We start from the raw sequence: 17,565 nt of genomic DNA, 5'->3' as shown, positions 1-17,565 counted from the left end.
TCGCGCGCCGTACTCGGCGCGCCGGGGCAAACCCACATGATAATGTAGGCCCGCGACCTACTTCACCTTCAGGCGCCCATGAGCATCTCGATCACTCCCCCCGCCCGCGAGCGCATCCGCCAGTTCCTCGCCCAGACGCCCAACGCCGTGGGCGTTCGCTTTGGCGTCAAGCGCACTGGCTGTTCCGGCTTCGCTTATGTGGTGGACCTGGCCCAGGACGCGCGCCCGGACGACCAGGCGATGGAGGTGGATGGGATCCGCCTGATCATCGATGCCAAGAGCCTGCCCATGGTGGAGGGCACGGTGATCGATTTCCGCCGCCAGGGTCTCAACGCTGCATTCGTGTTCCACAATCCCAATGCCACGGGGGAGTGCGGGTGCGGGGAAAGCTTCACCGTCGGCTGAACGGCACGGTTTCCCCATAGGGGCGCCCTCGATCGTCATGCGTCGTTGGCCGCGCCCAACGGCCCGCGGAATCACGTCCGCTTTACGCCACCCGGCGCGTCGCGATACACTTCCGCTTCTGTCCATGCCCGATCGGCGCGGACGGGTACTTGCCTCACCGCCGCGCGCGGGAGGCTGCGAGGCCCCTCGGGGCCGCATCCACAAGGAGCCAACACCACAATGACCATGCGTCATTACGAAATCGTGTTCCTGGTCCACCCTGACCAGAGCGAGCAGGTCCCGGCCATGATCGACCGCTACAAGGCGCTGATCGAGGCCGACGGCGGCAAGGTCCACCGTCTGGAAGATTGGGGTCGCCGCCAGCTGGCCTACCCGATCGAGAACCTGGCCAAGGCGCACTACGTCATGCTCAACATCGAAGTGGGCCAGAACGCGCTGAACGAGCTCGAGTCCGGTTTCCGCTTCAACGACGCGGTGCTGCGCCACCTGGTCGTCCGTCGCGACGAAGCCGACACCGAGCCGTCCTTCATCCTGAAGTCGAAGGAGAAGGATGACGCCAAGTCCTCGCGCCGCCGCGACGACGATGGCGACGGTGACGAGCGTCCGGCGCGCCGCGAGCGCGAAGACCGCGACAACGATCGCGACAGCGACTGATCCAGGAGCACACAGCCATGTCCAAGTTCTTCCGCCGCCGCAAGTTCTGCCGCTTCACTGCCGAAGACGTGAAGGAGATCGACTACAAGGATCTCAACACGCTGCGCCAGTACGTCACCGAGAACGGCAAGATCGTGCCCAGCCGCATCACCGGCACCAAGGCGCGCTACCAGCGCCAGCTGGCCACCGCCATCAAGCGTGCCCGCTTCCTGGCCCTGCTGCCGTACACCGACAACCACGACGTCTGAGCTTGATCCTTCTCCCTTCCGGGGGAGAGGGCAGACGCAACTTCGGACAACCGTCCACGGCTGCGCCGGCCTCACCGGCGCTAACGAAAGGAAAGACCCATGGAACTGATTCTTCTCGAGAAAGTCCGCAACCTCGGCAACCTGGGCGACAAGGTCAAGGTCAAGCCCGGTTACGGCCGCAACTACCTGCTGCCGCAGGGCAAGGCCGTGCCGGTCACCGCCGCCAACCTCGAAGCCTTCGAGAAGCGCCGCGCCGAGTACGAGGCCAAGGCCAACAACCTGCTGTCCGAGGCCGAGTCGCGCAAGGCGAAGCTGGAAGGCGCCGAGGTGACCATCACCGCGCACGCCAGCCCGGAAGGCAAGCTGTACGGCTCGGTCGGCCCGCGCGAGATCGCCGAGGCGCTGGAAGCGGCCGGCCACAAGGTCGGCAAGGGCGAAGTGATCCAGGGCGAAGGCCCGATCCGCAACACCGGCGAGTATGACGTCGTGATCAGCCTGCACGCCGACGTGCAGACGCAGGTCAAGGTGATCGTGGTCGGCGAGAAGTAAGCCGATTCGTCACCGCGGTAAACGGACGGGCGCCTTTGGGCGCCCGTCTTGTTTTGAGTTCTTCACCAGCGTGCGGGAAAGATCGCATGCCAGCTGGTGGTGCGGTCTGTTCAGGCGCGCCCGTAGCCGCGACCGTGGTTGTCGATGTGGCTAGGCGGTCGCGCTCCAGGGCGCTCCTGCAAGTGCGCGGGCACGTGCTGCGGGACTCCGGACGTCAGCGCCCCGCGCGTGATCGCTTGTAGGAAGGGTCGTCCGGTTCGATCGGCGCACCGCCGATACCCAGCGGCTTTTCATCCATGCCGGGGGCACCCGCCGTGGCGGCGTCACCCATCCGGTTGCCCCGCTCGGGCACCACCATGCCGCTGCCCAGGCTTGGGTCGGCCGCGTCGCCAGTGCTGGCACCCTGCGCGGCATCGTTGACAGTGCCGGCCTGCACGCCGCCAACGACATCGTGGCCAGACGCATTGCCCGCGCCCATGCCGGTGCCGGCACCGCTGATGGCGGGATTGCTGGTTGTCTTGCCTTGGCCGGGGCCGGTCGGTGGGGTCGATCGGGACATGGGGACGCCTCCGCGAAACTGGCCCCATGCTGCCCATCGGGCAGTGATCACGTCGTGGAACCGGCCGCAGCGGTGTGCCTGCCGCCCGGGTCGGGGCGGCACTCGCCACCAGCGGTTGGGCGAAGGCTGGCAACGGTATGCTCGCGTCACCCGCCTCCGAGGAGCGCCTATGCGCCGCCATCATCACCCCGAACGCCACCGGACCGGCCACATGGGTTGGCTACGCGCCGCCGTGCTGGGCGCCAATGACGGCGTCGTCTCCACCGCCAGCCTCCTGATGGGTGTGGCGGCCGCGCACGCCGACCGTCACGCGGTGCTGCTTGCCGGGGTCGCCGCACTGGTGGCCGGAGCGATGTCGATGGCGGCGGGCGAGTATGTCTCCGTGCATTCGCAGGCCGACAGCGAACAGGCCGAGCTCGCCCGCGAACGCGAGGAACTGGCCACCGACACGGATGCCGAGCACCGAGAACTGGCGAACATCTACGTGGGCCGCGGACTCGAACCTGCGCTGGCGCGGCAGGTTGCCGAACAATTGATGGCGCATGACGCGCTCGATGCCCACGCACGTGACGAACTGGGCATCACCGAGGTATTCCGCGCCCGCCCGCTGCAGGCGGCCGCAGCCTCGGCGGCGAGTTTCGCGATCGGCGCCATGGTCCCCCTGCTGGTGGCGGCGCTGGTGCCGGCGTCGATGCAGCTGGCCCTTGTGTTCGTCATATCGCTCGCCTGCCTGGCGCTGCTCGGTGCCGCGGCTGCGCGGATGGGTGGCGCCGCGACCGGCGTCGGGGCGATGCGCATCGCCTTCTGGGGCGCGCTGGCGATGGGCGTGACGACCGGCGCGGGCATGCTGTTCGGCGCGGCTCCCTGAGCGCCGGCCACCGTCGCGCGGGTTGCACATCGCGCCCACGGGCGTTATGCAGGGAGAAGGCAAATCACACGGCGGGATGCGCAATTGAAAAAGAAGCAGTCTTCGATCGGTACGTGGCTGGTTTCGGGCGTGGTGGTGATCGTGGCCATTGCGGTAGCCGTGGTCATCTGGCGCAAGGCCACCCAGGCCGGCGGCGAGCCCACGCCGGTGGCGACGTCGACGATGCCCGGCAGTGCCGGTACGGGCCCGGCCGCCGCGTCCACCGCGATCCAGCATCCCATTGCACAGGCCGGCCCGGCGCCGGCCACGACCGCGCCGCTGCCGGCGCTGGATGCCAGCGATACCGACGTCGCCAGCGCGCTGCTGTCGCTGGGCGGCCACTCGCTCGACGGGCTGCTGCAGCGTGACCAGATCGTCCGTCGCGTGGTGGCCACGGTGGACGCATTGCCGCGCCAGAGCGTGGGCACCAACATCCTGCCGCTGAAGACGCCCAAGGGCGCTTTCCTGGTCGAGCAGGCCAATGGCGCGGTCACGCTGAGCCCGCGCAATGCCGAGCGCTATGCGCCGTACATGCAGGTGCTCGAGGGCGCCGACCCCAAGGCGCTGGTGGCCTGGTACGTCGCGCACTATCCGCTGTTCCAGCAGGCCTACCGCGACCTGGGCTACCCGAAGGGCTATTTCAACGACCGCCTGGTGGTGGCCATCGACGACATGCTGGCCGCGCCGGTGCCGGATGCGCCGTTGACGCTGGTGCAGCCAAAGGTGTTCTACCGCTATGCCGACCCAGGCCTGGAGGCGCGCTCGGCGGGACAGAAACTGCTGATGCGCCTGGGCGCGGACGACGAGGCGAAGGTGAAGGCGAAGTTGCGGCAGATCCGCGATCTGCTCACCGGCGCCACGCTGCCGGCCGGCACCGCGTCGGCACGATGAAGGGTAGGGTGGCTCCAGCCCACCCTACGTGGTTTCCTAGCAGTGGTTGGGCGGAAGGCGCCGGTGGACGGTGGTTGCGGCGATAGCCGCATGGCCCACCGCAACGCTGATCTGGTTCAGCGCGCTGACCACGTCGCCGATGGCATAGATGCCCGGCACGCTGGTCTCGAGGTGATCGTCCACCACAAGCGCGCCCTCGTCGTCCAACCGGGCACCCAGCGCCGATGCGAGCTCCGACTGCGCGTCGGCGCCGAGCACCGGATAGAGCGTTTCCAGCCGCAGCCGGCGGCCGTCGGCAAAGAAAGCCTGGCAGGCTCCGTCGATCAGTTCCAGGCGTTGCGGGCCAGGCCACAGCTGCACGCCGCAGTCGGTCGCGCGCCGCTGCATCGGCTCGTCCAGCGATGAGTCGTCCGCGACTATTGCACAGACGTGGCGGGAGAAGGTGCGCAGGAACGCCGCGTGTCCGATCGCCGTGTCGGCCGGCCCCAACACGCCGATCACGTCGTCGCGCGCCTCGTAGGCGTCGCAGACCGCGCACAGGCGCACGGTGCCGGCGGCGATCGCGTCCTCCACGCCCTCCAGCGACGGCAGCCGGTCGACCACGCCGGTGGCCAGCATCACCGTGCGCGCGTGCCAGTGGCGCTGGCCGTCGCTGGCGGTAAAGCCGTCCGGGTGGCGGTCGAGCTGGGTGATGCGCGTGCGTACTTCCGGCACGTTGTAGGCCTGTGCCTGCAGCCGGAAGCGCGCCAGCAACTCGTTGCCGGCCACGCCGAACGGAAACCCCGGGCAGTTGTGGCTTGCCGGGATCCATCGCGCACGGCTGGCTCCCGCGTCGGCCACCAGGATGCGGCGTCGGAAGCGGGCCAGATAGGTAGCCGCGGTGAGGCCGGCCGGGCCGGCCCCCACGATCAGGCAATCGAGCATTTGTTCGGACATGCGGGTGCGCCATGGGGCGCCAGCATGGGTGGCCGGCGCGTGAAGCCCTATCCGGCTGCAGCGGGCACGACGAGACAGCGCCCTCACGGACCCTTGCCAACGCGGCGACAGTGGGAGACCGATAGTGTGACTTGCGTCACAGGTTGCGGCCTGCGGCGGGCCCCCGACTGCCTTGGTGGGTCGCGCGGGCGGCGCGCGGGGAGTCGACACGGATCGCACGAACCGCCGGAAACCGACACTTCCACTCACCAGCCCGGCGCGCAGGGAGGCTCGCGAGGAGTGCGCTTGCCAGGATCCTCCACGCCAGCATCAACAGGGGGCGATTTCATAGCCGGTAGCGGCGAGATGGCGGCGAGCATCCGCTCTTTCGACTGGTCCACCACCCCGCTGGGCCCGTTCGAGCGATGGCCGGGTTCGCTGCGCACGCTCGTATCGATGATGCTGGAGAGCGAACTGCCGATCGCACTTGGCTGGGGCCCGGAGCTGACCTGCCTCTACAACGATGCGTACCGACCGCTGCTGGGCAGCAAGCCGGAGGCGTTGGGGTGGCCCTTCCGCGAAGTCTGGCCGGAAGCGCCCGACATCACCGAGCCGGTGATCCAACACGTCCTCGACGGCCGGCCCAGATGTTTCCGCGATGCGCGTTTCCTGCTGGAACGGGACGGTTTTCGCGAGGTCGCCTATTTCGACTACTGGATCGGCCCGGTCCGCGACGAAGGCGGGCAGGTGCAGGGACTGATCAATGAAGCGATCGAGACCACCCAGCGCGTGCTGGCCGACCGGCGCCTGCGCTTCCGCACGCGGCTGGGCGACACCCTGCGCGACCTGACCGACCCGCGGGACGTGATGGCCGCTGCCGCGCGCAGGCTGGGCTGGCACCTGCGGGCCGATCGCGTGGGTTACTGCGAAGTGGACGAGACCGGCGAATATTTCACCGTCGAGCGTGACTGGACCCGTGGCGGCATGCCCACTGGCGTGGGCCGGCACCGCCTGTCCGAGTTCGGGCCGCGGCTGATCGCCGAAGCGCTGACCGGCGTCGCCATCCGCGTCGACGACCCCTTCGACGACCCGCGGGTCGATCCGGAGGCGGCCAAGGTGCACAACGCGCTCGGCGGCCTGCGTGCGAGCCTGACCGTGCCGCTGGTCAAGGGCGGCCGGCTGGCCGCCTTTCTTTCGGTACAGCAACGCGAGCCGCGGCGATGGACCGACGAGGACGAGGCGGTCGTGCGCGAGGTGGCCGAGCGCACCTGGGCCAACGTCGAGCGCGCGCGCGCCGAGTCCGCGCTGCGCGCGACCAGCAACCGGCTCAAGCTGATTCTCGAAAGCACCACCGGCTACGGCATCCTGACACTCGACCTGGAAGGGCGGATCACGCTCTGGAACCCCGGCGCGCAACGGCTCCTGGGGTGGCGGGAGGACGAGGTACTGGGCAAACGGATCGATATCATTTTCACGCCCGAGGATCGCAACCAGGGTGTGCTGGAAGAGGAAATGAAGTGCGCCGCCGAGACCGGGCGCGCGCAGACCGATCGCCAGCGCGTGCGCAAGGACGGCTCGCGCTTCTTCTCCAGCGCGTTGATGATGCCGCTGCGCAATGGTGGCGGCCGGCTGCTCGGCTACCTCAAGGTGTTGCGCGACCGCACGCTCGAACACCATGCGCAGGAGGCGCTCGAGCGTGGCGTGGCCGAGCGCACCGCCGAACTGGCCGCGACCAATCGCCAGCTGCTGGCCCAGATCGAGGAGCGAGAGCGGGTGGAGGCCACGCTGCGCCAGATGCAGCGGCTCGAGGCGGTCGGCCAGCTCACCTCGGGCGTGGCGCACGACTTCAACAACCTGCTGACGGTCATCACCGGCAACATCAGCATGCTCGAGCGGGTATGCGCCGAAAAGCTCGAAGACGACCCGCGGATTGGCCAACGGCTGACCTACATGAAGGACGCCGCCTCGCGCGGCGCCAAGCTGACCGCGCAGTTGCTGGCGTTCTCGCGGCGGCAGCGGCTGGAGGCCAAGGCGGTGGACCTCAATGGCATCGTCGCCAGCATGCGCGACCTGTTGCAGAGCTCGATGGGAGGCTCGGTGCAGCTGACCATGAAGCTGCAATCCGGCTTGTGGTCGGCGCTGGTCGATCCGACGCAGATCGAACTGGTGATCCTCAACCTGGCGATCAACGCGCGCGATGCGTCGGCCGTGGGCAGCGAGCTGATCGTCGAAACGGCGAACGTCTCCTTGCACGACCTGGCTTCGCGGCCGGAGGAGCCCGCGCCGGGCGATTACGTGATGGTCGCGGTGACCGATCACGGCAGCGGCATGGCGCCGGACGTGCTCGCGCGGGCGTTCGAGCCGTTCTTCACCACCAAGGAGGTCGGCAAGGGTTCCGGGCTCGGCCTGGCGCAGGTGTACGGCTTCGCCAAGCAGTCCGGCGGCGGCGTGCGGATCGCCACGCGGCTCGGCGAAGGCACCTCGGTCAAGGTTTACCTGCCGCGCGCGACCGGTGCCATCGTCCAGGCGGAGGACCTGCCGCACGCGCCGGTGCACCCGGCCGGGGGCGCGGTGCGACAGTGCATCCTGCTGGTCGACGACGATACCGGCGTGCGCGAGGTCACCGCGGCGATCCTCGCCGAGCGCGGCTACGAAGTGATCGAGGCCGGCAGTGGCGGCTCGGCGCTGGACGTGCTCGACCGCGAAGGAGGCGAGGTCGACCTGATGCTGATGGACTACGCCATGCCCGGCATGAACGGCTCGGAGGTGGCGCGCGAGGCGCACGCCAAGCGGCCGTCGCTGCCTGTCCTGTTCCTTACCGGCTTTGCGGACTTCGGTGCCTTCAAGGACATCGGCGACGACCGCATCGTGAGCAAGCCGTTCCGCGACGAGGACCTGCTGGCCAAGGTGCGGAACATGCTCGGTGCGGACCGCCGGGATGCCCCGGCTCGCCGCGCATGAGCGTCGCGCGCTCCTCAGGCCGACACCGCCACGCGTTCCCTGGCCGCGACCGGAACTTCACGGGCGGGCGGGCCGGGCACCATTTCCAGATCCACCTCGCCGGCATCGCGCGCCTTGGCCAGGTCGCGGGCCAGCCGCGAGGACTCGGCATCGGCCGAGACGCGAGTCACGCAGAAGGCGCGATTGCGGCCGCTGGCCTTGGCCTGGTACAGCGCCAGATCGGCCAGGCCCAGGGCGGCCTCCCAACCCTGGCCCGGGCTTGCCGGAAAGCTCACCGCGCCGATCGAGGCGGTGACGATCAACGCCTGGCCGGCGACTATCACCGGGGCGTCGCCGATCGCGTGCAGCACGTGACGGGCGAGCGCCGGCAACGCGCCGGCGGGCGTGTCGGGCAGCACCAGCACGAACTCCTCGCCACCCCAGCGCGCGATCGCGTCGCCCTGGCGCAGCAGGCCGCGCAGGCGTTGCGCGACCGCGACGAGCACGGCATCGCCGGCGGCGTGTCCCCAGCCATCGTTGATGTGCTTGAAGAAATCGAGGTCCAGGATCATCAGGCCGGTGCCGTCATTCCATGCGCTGTCGTCCGCGCGCCGGCGCACCGGCTGCTGCAGGCGATCGAGGAGCCCTTGCGTATGCCGCCGGTTGTACGCGCCGGTCAATGGATCGATCGAGGACTGCCGGGCCAGACGGCGATTGGCCTGGCGGGCACGCCGTATCGAATGCATCAGCCATACCGAACCCAGCGCGAGCATGACGGCCAGCGCAATCCACAGGCGATTGCGCCAGCCCTCGGCAGCCAGCTGGGCCTGCTTGAGCTGGTTCTGCGCCGACAGCTGGGCGATCTGCTGGCTCTTGCGCTCGGCCGCATATTTCTCCTGCAGGTCCAGCACTGCCTTTTCACGCTGTTGGCGGGTGAGATCGGCCTCCAGCGCGTCGGCCTTGTGCAATTGCGCCAGCGCTTCACGGTCGCGACCGGCACCTTCCAGGATCCGCACCAGCTCCTGCGTGATGCCGATGACGTAGGTCGTGTTGCCGTGGCGCTCGGCGATGTCGATGGCCTGCCGCAGCGTGGCCACGCTTTCATCGAGCTTGCCTTGCCGGCCGAGCGCGATGCCGATGTTGGCCAGTGGTGCGGCGCGGTCGATCTCGCTGCCGGCGGCGCGGGCAAGGTCATCCGCGCCGTGCGCATAGTCGAGCACGCGCTGGTCCTGCCCGGGCTGGCTGAGGTAGTAGTCGGAAAGGTTGTTGAGCGCGAGGATCCGGGTGTCGAGCTGGTCGGGGTCGTGTTCGGAGAGGGCCAGGGCACGTTCCAGTGCGACCCGCTGGTGCGGACGATCGTCCAGCAGCGAATAGGCGTGGCCAAGATCCAGGGCGATGGTGCCCATGAGCGCCCGGTAGTTCACCGCGTCCGCGCGTGCATAGGCCTCCTCGCCCACCTGAATGGCACGACGGGGATCGCCCAGATCGGCATTCGTGCCGATCATGCTGGCAAGCAGGCGGATCTGCGCCGCCTCGTCGTGGCGGTGAGCTGCCAGCGCGTAGGCCTCCAGGGCCAGTTCGATGGACTGGTTGAAGCGCCCGTCCACCGCGCCGTTCCAGGCTTGGGCGGTCAACAGGGCCTCGCGTGCGCCATCGTCATGCAATCGCGCCAGCAGGGCGGCAGCCTGGTCCAGATAGGTCCGGCCCGCAGCCGGCGTGGAGGCGCGTACGGCAAGCAGGGCTCTGGCCAGCAGCACGTCGAAGCGGCAGCGGACGCAGCCCTCGTCGGTCGCCATGGTTTCCAGGGCGGCCATGCTCGCCTTCACCGACGCAGCCCGATCGCCCCCCAGAGCGAGATCGAGCATCGCGCTCTGGTAGCGCCAGCGCCGGTCCAGCGGCGCGTCCGGCCCCGGCGCGTCATCGACATTGCGCAGGCGCTCCATCGCAGCAGCCACCGAACGGAACCCGTGCAGCCGCTGGTCGCGCAAGACATCCTCCAGATGCTCGCCCGCGACCGCGCGGAGCGGCAGCAACAGGAACAGGCACAACAGCAGGAGACTCTTCATCGCCCTGTATCGGCCGGGCCCGACGGGCGCTTGAGCAGGCTCGTGCGTGCAGTTGCGCCCTGCCGCGGGCCGATTCAAGCTTGCGCACGCATGGCCGATAAGCGATCAGGAGTCTTTTTGCCGAACGCGCCTGCCCACGGCGCGGAGAAACACGCTTGAACCTGTCTGTCGTCCCCGACTTCCTCGCCATTGGCGGCCTGGTGCTGGTTTTCGCCGGACTGCTCAGGCGGACACGGCAGACGCGCCCGCGCCTCTGGCTGGTCGGCTGGGCGATGATCCTGGTGCACATCGTGGCCCAGTTCGTCGAACGCAATCTCGCGCCGGGACCCGCGGCGGACGCCGCGCTGGCCGTCTCGCTGTCGATGCTGCTGCTGGCCAGCGTCGCCTTCGTCTGGGCCGGTTCCGACGCCCGCCTGGCGTGGTGGCGGGACCTGGGCGTCACGTTGCTGGCGGCGACGCCCGACGTGGCGTTCTTCGTGCTGGCTGCCTACGGATCGGAAGTGCGCTTCCCTTATCTCCTGTGCACTGTATTGGGCCTGGCCTCGACCGCCTGGGTGTTCCGGCGCGATCGGCGCAAGCCGTCCTGGTGCGTGCCGGTGGTGGTCGGAATCTATGCGCTGCAGGGCATGTTCGCCTGGCACGGCGCGATCGACCGGGCGCTCGACTGGATGCTGTTCTGGCACTACCTGGCGGTGGCGTTCTGCTTCTACCGTGGCGCGGTCGGACCGTCGGTGGGTGTGGTGTTCACCACGGTGAGCTTCGTCGCCTGGGCTGCGGTATTTCCGGTGGCCGCCGCGCTCGCTCCGTGGCTGGCCGGCTGGGGCATCGAGAACGAGGCATGGAACCTGCCCAAGTTCCTGGTTGCTACCGGCATGATCTTCACGCTGCTGGAGGAGCAGATCGGCCATGCCGAGCATGCATCCCAGCACGACGCGCTGACCGGCCTGCCGAACCGGCGCGTCTTCGCGAACCGGCTGGAGCAGGCGCTGCGGCGTGCGCGCGAGAGCGGCGGGCGCACCGCGATGCTGGTCATCGACCTCAACGACTTCAAGCGCATCAACGACACGCTCGGCCACGCGGCGGGCGACGCGCTGCTGCACTTCGTGGCGCAGCGCCTGCAGCAGGGCATCCGCGCGGGCGATACGCTCGCCCGGCTGGGCGGCGACGAGTTCGCCGCGATCCTGCCCGAGGTGGCCGATCGTGCCGCCGCGCAGGTGCGTGCCGAACGCCTGGCGCGCGCCTTCGATGCGAGCACCGAGTTCCAGGGCCAGCAGCTGTCGATCGGCGCGAGCATCGGGCTGGCGCTGTACCCCGACGACGGCCAGGACGAAACGCGCCTGTATGCCGCGGCCGATCGCGCGATGTACGCCAGCAAGCTGGCCGAGCGCGGCGGACAGGGGGACGTGGATCCGGAGCCGGCGTAACCACGGATGTCCGGGCCCCTGTGGCCCGCGCCCCCGGCAACCGCCTACTCTCCCGACGAATTCCTGTCGCGCGAAGCCAGGTCGCGCGCTTCCGGCGCATCGGGCACGTTGCGTTGCGCCTGCGGCAGCGTGCGCGCCTGCTGGTGCTCGGCGAGCCAGCGGCGGAAGCCGGGTTCGTCCACCGGCCGGCAGATCAGGAAACCCTGCAGGCCATCGCAGCCGATCCGTTCCAGGGCGAGGCGCTGCGGCACGGTTTCCACGCCCTCGGCCACGGCGGCGATGCCCAGGCGGTGCGCCACGTCGATGATGAAGCTGGCCAGCGGGTTGGCCGCGTTCGGGCTCAGTCCGCTGACGAAGGCCCGGTCCACCTTGAGCACGTCCAGCGGAAGGCGCTGCAGGTAACTCAGCGAGGAATACCCGGTGCCGAAGTCGTCCAGCGCGAGCCGGAAGCCGGTTTCGGACAATTGGTTGAGGGTGTCCAGCGCGCTGTCGAAGTCCTGCAGCAGCGCGCTCTCGGTCAGTTCCAGGGTCAGCCGCGATGGCTCGATGCCGGCCGCGCGTACCTGTGCCTCCAGCTGCGCGGCGAAATGCGGATGGTTGAGCTGCCAGGCGCTCACGTTCACCGCCAGGCGGCCACCGAAGGCCACGCCGTCGCGGTCCCAGGCGCGGATATGCGCGCAGGCCTGGCCGATCACCCAGGTGCCGAGCGCGTGGATCAGCCCGGTTTCCTCGGCCAGCGGAATGAACACCGACGGCGAAAGCTCGCCCAGTTGCGGATGCTGCCAGCGCAGCAACGCCTCGGCGCCCAGCAGTTCGCCACGGCGGTTGACCTGCGGCTGGAAGTGCAGGGCGAATTGCGTGGGCATGCGGTCCTGTTCGAGCGCGGTACGCAGGCCGCGTTCCAGCGTCAGCCGGGTGTCCGCCTCCTGCTGCATCGGCTCCAGGAACAGGCGCACCGTATTGCGCCCGGCGGCCTTGGCGCGATAGAGCGCGATGTCGGCGCGGCGCAACAGGTCGGCCACGCCCTCTTCGCCGGCGGGGAACAAGGCCACGCCCACGCTGGCCCCGACCGCCAGGATGCGGCTGTCCACCGTCACCGGCTCGGCCAGGCGCGCGACCATGCGTTCGGCCGCCTGCTCGGCCTGCGCCTGCACCGCCGCGGGCGCGCCCGCCAACGGGCCCAGCACCAGCACGAACTCGTCGCCGCCCAGTCGCGCGAGCATCGCGTCCGGTGGCGCGGCGGCGAGCAGACGGTCGGCGATGGCCTCCAGCATGCGGTCGCCGATCGGATGTCCGAGCGCGTCGTTGATGGTCTTGAAGTTGTCCAGGTCGATCAGCAGCACGGCGCCGTGCTGGCCCCGCGCCAGCGTGTCGGCATGCAGCTCGGCCAGGTGGTCGAGCGCGCGCAGGCGGTTGGGCAGCCCGGTGAGGCTGTCGTGGTAGGCAACGTGGCGCAGGTTGAACTCGGCCTCGCGACGGGTGTGCGCTTCCGCTTCCAGCCGGCGCGTGGTCTGTTCCAGCTGCACCGTGCGCTGGTGCAATTGGGCGGCCAGCGACAGGCCCATCAGCAACACGAAGGGCAGGAACGAGAAGGCGTCCAGGTAGGGATAGTGATGGTCGAGCGCGTCCACCACGACGTCGCCCCAGAGCAGCGCGGCGAATTGCGCCAGCAGGCAGATCGCCAGCAGCGCGCCGCGCAGGCCCTCGCCTCCGCGCATCTGTTTCACCGCGCGCGCCAGCGCCCAGAGGAAGGCGACATAGGTCAGCGCGTGGAACAGCAGACCCCACGGCGAGGCGGTGCCGGCCACGTCGTACAGCCGTTCGCCCCAGGGCAGGGCGATGCCCGTGCCGGGCGCCAGCCGGGTGAAGAAAAGAGTGCCGGGCTGGGCCAGGTTGAGCCAGACGAAGAGGCTGGCCATCACGCCCACCGCCACTTGCAGCCGTGGCTGCGGCGGTCCGCCGGTGTAGGCGCGGATGAAGATCACGAAAGGCAGGAAGGAAATCGCCGCCGAGCCGATCATGGTACGCAACGCGCCGGTGGCCATGGCCAGGCTGGTCGCAGTGTGCAGCAGGGCATTGGCGAAGGCGAGGGTCGCGATGCACAGGCACAGCGACGCGTAGGAGAGATACATCGCCTCGCGCCGGCGCCAAAGTCCGACGACGGCGAACTGCGTGCCCGAGGCGAGCGCGATGCCGGCGGTCGCTACCAGCGCGGCGGTGTAGTAGCCGAACGTGATCGGGCTTGCGTCAACCACCATGCTCCCCTGCGCCTAAGGGCTGCCCGCGCACGATAACCGAACTGTGTCCACGCGCACAGCAGGCGCGGCCGGCGGGTCAGAAGCGATCCAGCGGTTCCAGGCCGTCCAGCGGCACCTCGATGGTGCAGATGACGCCCTCGGGTGCGAAACCCAGCGCCACGCGTCCGCCGATTTCGTGCCGCAGGCCGCGCTCGATCAGTCGCGAGCCAAAGCCGCGTCCCGTCGGCGGTTCGACCGGTGGGCCGCCGGATTCGGTCCATGTGAGGCGCAACGTTCCGTTGGCCTGCCAGTCGATGTCGATCCGGCCTTCCTGGTTGGAAAGCGCCCCGTACTTGACCGCGTTGGTGCCAAGTTCGTGCAGCACCATGGCAAAGGCCAACGCGTGGCGCGGAGGAAGCCAGACCGGCGGCCCGGTCGCCCGCAGGCGGTCGTGGTGCTGGTCGCGGTAGGGCGCGATCGCCTCGCGCACGATCTCCGCCAGCGGCGCGCGCCCCCAGCTTTCGCGGGTGAGGATGTCGTGCGCGCGCGACAGCGCCATCAGGCGTCCCTCGAACTGGAGCCGCGCCAGTTCCGGATCGACGCCGGGTCGGTAGCTCTGCATCGCCATGGACTGCACCGTCACCAGCGTGTTCTTGACCCGGTGGTTGAGCTCGTGCAGCAACAGCCGCTGGTGCTGCTCATGGCGTTTGCGTTCGGTGATGTCGTGGAAGAGCACCGCGACGCGCCGATGCGTGCCGTCGTCCAGGCGACAGGCATAGACGTCGAACACCCGCCCGCGGCTGACCATGCCGTGCTCGAAGCGGAAGGCATCGCCGCTGCCGATGACGCTGTCGAAGGTGTCGTACCAGAATGCCGAAGCATCCGGGAACACCTCGCGCATCGTCCTGCCGACCACCCCGCCGATGCCGGTGTGCGTCACGAACGCGGGGTTGGTGACCAGGTAGCGATAGTCGGACGGCTGGTCCGGCGCGGTGTCGACCCTTTCGAGCAGGCAGAACCCCTCGTCGAGCGCGTCGAACAGGGTGCGATAGCGCCGCTCGCTTTCGCGCAGCGCGCGCTCGGCGCGGGCCCTTGCCACCGCCGCCCAGATGCGTTCGGCCACTTCGCCCAGCAACGCGACCTCTTCGTCGCGCCAGTGGCGCGGGCGGCTCTGGTGCACGTAGAACGCAGCCACGAAGCGGCCCCCCTTGAACAGCGGCACGCCCACGCCGGCACGCACGCGGCCCGTCTCTGCATATTTTTGTTCGGCACCACGCGTGCGGGCGTCTTCCAGCGTGTCGTCGAGCACGACGGTCTGGCCGGCGCGGTACTGCTCCACCACCGCGGCACCGAAATCCATCAGCCGCACGCGTCCGGCCAGGCTCGGCATCCGGCCGTCGGTCCAGTCGCGCTCGACCATGAAGAACTGCCCGCAATCGGTCACCTCGCCGTAGCCGCAACGGCCCACGTCCAGGTGGCGACCGACCATTTCGCCGACGGTGCTGGTGATCTGCGCGGCGTCGGTGAGCCCGCGGATGCGATCGCCCAACTGCAGCAGGAACGACTGCCGTGCCTCGCCCAGGCGCAGGCGCTCCTCCATGCGACGGCGCTCGCTGGTATCGCGCGAGACGCCCACTACCTGCTCGATGCGGCCGCTGTCGGCGCGTACCGGCCCCCACACGAACTGGAAGTAGGCCCGCGGTCCGGTCGGGCCGGTGAAGAAGACCTCGTCCTCGACCGTTTCGCCGGTCTCGAAGATATGCCGCAGGTGGCCGTCCAGCCGTTCCGCGAGCGCGGGCGGGTAACCGAGTTCCTGGAACGTCTTGCCGACGGGGTTGTCGGCGGCCCCGAACAACTGGTGCATGGCGCGATTGGCGTAGGCGAAGCGGTGTTCGCGATCGAACGCGTAGATGTAGTCGGGAATCGAGTCGAGCATCGCGGTGAACAGGCGCGACGGTCCCGGCGCGGTCCCTTCGTGCCCGGCCACGCCGGCGTCGCGCAGGCGCGCCATCAAAGCCTGCTGGTCGCGGTCCAGTTGCGCCTGTGCTTCGCTGGCACTGCGCAGGCGCACAAGTTCGGTCACGTCCTCGCAGCGGTGGAGCACCAGCGCGACCTGGCCGTGCGTGTCCATCACCGGGGTGTTCATGATGGTCCAGAAGCGCGGGCTGCGCTGGCCCGAGCGCCTTCGCTGGACCACCATCGGCAGGGTGTCCGGAACGCGGTGAAGGAGCACCCGTCCCAGCGAAAGGCGCAGCTGTTCCTCGACCTCGGCGTGATTGGGCCAGGATGCGAGCAGGTCGAAACCCGGACGGCCCAGCAGGTTCTCGCTCGACTGGCCGCTGGCGCGCAGCATGGCATCGTTGGCGGCGACCACGCGGAAGTCCGGCGGGGCGAGCATCAGCAATGGCGCTGGCGCTGCCTGGAACAGCGCACGAAAGCCCGCGCTCAGGCCGGCTTCGCCCATCACGTCGCGCAGGCGGTCTTCGGCACTCAGCCGCGAGGTGTTTTCCACGGCGGTGTGGAAGGCGCCGGTCACCCGGCCGTAGCGGTCGCGGATGGCCGAGAAGGTGAAGGTGAAGAACCGCTCGGTCGCGGCCCCGGACTCGTTTTTCAGCAGGACCGGCCAGTTCTCCGCCTCGCTCGGCTCGCCATGGGCGAACACCCGGTCCAGCATGGGGCCGATCAGTTCGCGCGCCTCGGTCCAGTTCTCCAGCACCGGCCGGCCCAGGATCGAAGGATGCCGATGCCGCGCGATGGCGCAGTAGGCATCGTTGTAGATCTGCAGACGCTGTTCGCCCCAGAGGATCGCAATGGGCAATGGCGAGGCCAGGCAGATGTCGACCGCGGTGCGCAGATGCGGCGGCCAGCCGGCAATCGGCCCCAGCGCGGTGGTGGCCCAGTCGTGCCGACGGATGCACTCGGCCATCTCGCCTTGGCCCACCGGCCACGTGGAGGAGTGCCGCGTGCTCTGGACCATGGAAGGCTCCGAGGTGTCGACCGCGCAGGCATCATGGCAGCAAGCTTTCCCGGCAAAAAGCTGACGCGGTAGGTAGTTCCCGCGGCGATTTTCGTGGTTGCCCAGCTGCCTTTGGGGCGGTCCCGTTTGTCGATTCCAGGCCGGGTCGCGCGTCGGTCTCCATGCCGGCGCCGAGGGCGCCATCCATCGAAGGAGACCCCATGCGCATTCCATTCCGCCTTGCTCGCCGACTGCTGCCCGCCGCGCTGTTGTTGGCCGGCGCCGCCAGCGCCGCGCCGGTGCGCTACACGCTCGACAAGGACCACACCTACCCGAGCTTCGACGCCGACCACATGGGCATCTCCACCTGGCGCGGCAAGTTCAACCACAGCGAGGGTTGGGTGGAACTGGACAAGGCCGCCGGCAGCGGCAGCGTCGAGGTAAGCATCGCGCTGGACAGCATCGATTTCGGCCAGGAGGCGCTCAACACCTGGGCGCGCGGCAAGGATTTCCTCGACACCGCGCACCATCCGCGCGCGGTGTTCAAGGGCCATCTGGCGGGCTTCGTCGATGGGGCGCCGACGCGGGTCGAAGGCAGCCTGACGCTGCATGGAGTGACCCGGCCGATGGCGTTGCGCATCGACCACTTCAAGTGCATCCCGCACCCGCTGTTCAAGCGCGACTACTGCGGCGCCGACGCGCTGGGCAGCTTCGACCGCAGCGCGTTCGGCCTGGATGCGGGCAAGGACTACGGCTTCGACATGCAGGTCGCGTTGCGCATCCAGGTCGAGGCGTTGCGCGACAAGTGACGCAC

Annotated in this window: 14 protein-coding genes; 9 read left to right on the top strand and 5 right to left on the bottom strand. The window is 69.2% G+C overall.

The features are described from left to right. The first annotated feature begins 78 nt into the window (after positions 1–78). The 4 genes from LQ772_RS10945 (at position 79) to rplI (ending at position 1,856) form a co-directional block, all read left to right on the top strand. Positions 79–405, top strand: coding sequence for a HesB/IscA family protein (locus tag LQ772_RS10945; protein WP_231320815.1), 327 nt, complete (start codon positions 79–81; stop codon positions 403–405). Between the two features lie 219 nt (positions 406–624). Next, on the top strand, positions 625–1,059 hold the full coding sequence (rpsF, locus tag LQ772_RS10940) for a 30S ribosomal protein S6 (protein ID WP_231320814.1): 435 nt from the start codon (positions 625–627) through the stop codon (positions 1,057–1,059). 17 nt (positions 1,060–1,076) lie between these two features. Continuing rightward, positions 1,077–1,307: a 30S ribosomal protein S18 gene (rpsR, locus tag LQ772_RS10935; RefSeq protein ID WP_209619137.1), complete on the top strand. Its 231-nt coding sequence runs from the start codon at positions 1,077–1,079 to the stop codon at positions 1,305–1,307. Positions 1,308–1,406: 99 nt separating this feature from the next. Next, positions 1,407–1,856, top strand: a complete 450-nt coding sequence (gene rplI / locus LQ772_RS10930) for a 50S ribosomal protein L9 (RefSeq protein WP_231320812.1) — start codon at positions 1,407–1,409, stop codon at positions 1,854–1,856. 214 nt (positions 1,857–2,070) lie between these two features. On the opposite strand, the gene LQ772_RS10925 is transcribed toward rplI, so the two are convergent. Then, positions 2,071–2,415 (bottom strand): hypothetical protein, encoded by a 345-nt coding sequence (locus LQ772_RS10925; RefSeq protein ID WP_231320810.1) that lies wholly within the window; start codon positions 2,413–2,415, stop codon positions 2,071–2,073. Positions 2,416–2,584: 169 nt separating this feature from the next. On the opposite strand from LQ772_RS10925, the gene LQ772_RS10920 reads away from it, so the two are divergent. Together LQ772_RS10920 and LQ772_RS10915 are read left to right on the top strand one after the other, a co-directional pair. Next, the gene (locus tag LQ772_RS10920) at positions 2,585–3,283 is read left to right on the top strand and encodes a VIT1/CCC1 transporter family protein (protein ID WP_231320808.1); all 699 of its coding nucleotides are present in this window, start codon (positions 2,585–2,587) and stop codon (positions 3,281–3,283) included. An 84-nt stretch (positions 3,284–3,367) separates the two neighbouring features. Next, positions 3,368–4,213, top strand: coding sequence for a DUF3014 domain-containing protein (locus LQ772_RS10915; RefSeq protein WP_231320806.1), 846 nt, complete (start codon positions 3,368–3,370; stop codon positions 4,211–4,213). Positions 4,214–4,249: 36 nt separating this feature from the next. Here LQ772_RS10915 and LQ772_RS10910 read toward each other — a convergent pair whose 3' ends face one another. Continuing rightward, positions 4,250–5,149 carry an NAD(P)/FAD-dependent oxidoreductase gene (locus LQ772_RS10910; protein ID WP_231320804.1) on the bottom strand — a complete coding sequence of 300 codons (900 nt, stop codon included), beginning with the start codon at positions 5,147–5,149 and terminating at the stop codon, positions 4,250–4,252. A gap of 345 nt (positions 5,150–5,494) precedes the next feature. Between LQ772_RS10910 and LQ772_RS10905 the strand changes: the two genes are divergently transcribed. Further along, a complete protein-coding gene (locus LQ772_RS10905) occupies positions 5,495–8,089 on the top strand; it encodes a response regulator (protein WP_231320802.1) in 2,595 nt (864 codons plus the stop codon). 14 nt (positions 8,090–8,103) lie between these two features. On the opposite strand, the gene LQ772_RS10900 is transcribed toward LQ772_RS10905, so the two are convergent. Continuing rightward, entirely contained in the window at positions 8,104–10,134 is a 2,031-nt protein-coding gene (locus LQ772_RS10900) for a GGDEF domain-containing protein (protein ID WP_231320801.1), read from the bottom strand. A 155-nt stretch (positions 10,135–10,289) separates the two neighbouring features. Between LQ772_RS10900 and LQ772_RS10895 the strand changes: the two genes are divergently transcribed. Next, positions 10,290–11,558, top strand: coding sequence for a GGDEF domain-containing protein (locus tag LQ772_RS10895; protein WP_231320800.1), 1,269 nt, complete (start codon positions 10,290–10,292; stop codon positions 11,556–11,558). Between the two features lie 44 nt (positions 11,559–11,602). Here LQ772_RS10895 and LQ772_RS10890 read toward each other — a convergent pair whose 3' ends face one another. Together LQ772_RS10890 and LQ772_RS10885 are read right to left on the bottom strand one after the other, a co-directional pair. Next, positions 11,603–13,816, bottom strand: a complete 2,214-nt coding sequence (locus LQ772_RS10890) for a putative bifunctional diguanylate cyclase/phosphodiesterase (RefSeq protein WP_231320799.1) — start codon at positions 13,814–13,816, stop codon at positions 11,603–11,605. Between the two features lie 76 nt (positions 13,817–13,892). Then, positions 13,893–16,772 carry a PAS domain-containing protein gene (locus LQ772_RS10885; RefSeq protein ID WP_231320798.1) on the bottom strand — a complete coding sequence of 960 codons (2,880 nt, stop codon included), beginning with the start codon at positions 16,770–16,772 and terminating at the stop codon, positions 13,893–13,895. Between the two features lie 200 nt (positions 16,773–16,972). Between LQ772_RS10885 and LQ772_RS10880 the strand changes: the two genes are divergently transcribed. Continuing rightward, positions 16,973–17,560: a YceI family protein gene (locus LQ772_RS10880; protein WP_231320797.1), complete on the top strand. Its 588-nt coding sequence runs from the start codon at positions 16,973–16,975 to the stop codon at positions 17,558–17,560. The last annotated feature ends 5 nt before the right edge of the window (positions 17,561–17,565 follow it).

The organism is Frateuria edaphi (assembly GCF_021117405.1).
GTDB classification, from domain to species: Bacteria; Pseudomonadota; Gammaproteobacteria; order Xanthomonadales; family Rhodanobacteraceae; genus Frateuria_A; species Frateuria_A edaphi.
The sequence above is the reverse complement of the archived record's forward strand: the minus strand, read 5'-3'. Positions and strand labels throughout refer to the sequence as shown.

What these genes read in the sequence shown, in the direction of transcription:
- rpsR (WP_209619137.1), top strand. Translation starts at nt 1,077, where the DNA reads ATGTCCAAGTTCTTCCGCCGCCGCAAGTTCTGCCGCTTCACTGCCGAA.
- rplI (WP_231320812.1), top strand. Translation starts at nt 1,407, where the DNA reads ATGGAACTGATTCTTCTCGAGAAAGTCCGCAACCTCGGCAACCTGGGC.
- LQ772_RS10910 (WP_231320804.1), bottom strand. Translation starts at nt 5,149, where the DNA reads ATGTCCGAACAAATGCTCGATTGCCTGATCGTGGGGGCCGGCCCGGCC.
- LQ772_RS10920 (WP_231320808.1), top strand. Translation starts at nt 2,585, where the DNA reads ATGCGCCGCCATCATCACCCCGAACGCCACCGGACCGGCCACATGGGT.
- rpsF (WP_231320814.1), top strand. Translation starts at nt 625, where the DNA reads ATGACCATGCGTCATTACGAAATCGTGTTCCTGGTCCACCCTGACCAG.
- LQ772_RS10890 (WP_231320799.1), bottom strand. Translation starts at nt 13,816, where the DNA reads ATGGTGGTTGACGCAAGCCCGATCACGTTCGGCTACTACACCGCCGCG.
- LQ772_RS10905 (WP_231320802.1), top strand. Translation starts at nt 5,495, where the DNA reads ATGGCGGCGAGCATCCGCTCTTTCGACTGGTCCACCACCCCGCTGGGC.
- LQ772_RS10925 (WP_231320810.1), bottom strand. Translation starts at nt 2,415, where the DNA reads ATGTCCCGATCGACCCCACCGACCGGCCCCGGCCAAGGCAAGACAACC.
- LQ772_RS10880 (WP_231320797.1), top strand. Translation starts at nt 16,973, where the DNA reads ATGCGCATTCCATTCCGCCTTGCTCGCCGACTGCTGCCCGCCGCGCTG.
- LQ772_RS10945 (WP_231320815.1), top strand. Translation starts at nt 79, where the DNA reads ATGAGCATCTCGATCACTCCCCCCGCCCGCGAGCGCATCCGCCAGTTC.
- LQ772_RS10900 (WP_231320801.1), bottom strand. Translation starts at nt 10,134, where the DNA reads ATGAAGAGTCTCCTGCTGTTGTGCCTGTTCCTGTTGCTGCCGCTCCGC.
- LQ772_RS10885 (WP_231320798.1), bottom strand. Translation starts at nt 16,772, where the DNA reads ATGGTCCAGAGCACGCGGCACTCCTCCACGTGGCCGGTGGGCCAAGGC.